1 protein-coding gene is annotated in these 555 nt (G+C 64.5%); it reads right to left on the minus strand.

Going from position 1 to position 555, the window contains the following annotated elements:
* Positions 1-179: 179 nt before the first annotated feature.
* Positions 180-555: transposase (locus ACYVD0_RS20710; protein ID WP_460428548.1), on the minus strand; the 376-nt coding region annotated here is incomplete at its 5' end.

Below are 555 nucleotides of genomic sequence, written 5' to 3' on the forward strand. Positions count from 1 at the left end.
CAGAGGCTGTGAAGTTTTCGACTCTGGAGCCTGCTGTACCGCGATGCAGGGGAGCAGTGTTGGATTCTCCGCTTCGCGCGCTTTTGCAGTGCCCGGGCCGCGGTTCGCGGTAGGAGGGATGCAGAGGCGCGCAGCGGAGCGGAGCGTTTTGCCCTGATCGCAGCGATCCGCGCCCCCCCTCAGGTCATCGTCGGCACACTCAACAGCAACCCAGGCGCAAGCTCAAGCATGCGCATCAGGTTATGTGCCAGTGCATACCACAACAGCACGCTTTTGACCTTGTCCAACCCGCACACGTTGAAACGCTGCAAACCGCGGTTGCGGGCCAGGGCGTTGACGCATTCGGCAGTGGCGGCGCGCTCCTTGTAGATCGTCTTGGCAGTCTCTGTGCCCATCCGCTTCCGCCAGGCGGCGATGGTCTCGCTGTCGTCTGGGAGGGCTGCATGAGGATCGCGCTCGGCGTCCTTGGGCTTGGGCAGCGGGGCATACACGGTGGTGGTCGGCGCCAGGCGCTCGATGTCGTCATGCCTGGCGAAGCCGCCGTCCACCAGCATC

The sequence above is a fragment of the Azotobacter armeniacus genome (genome assembly GCF_054779355.1).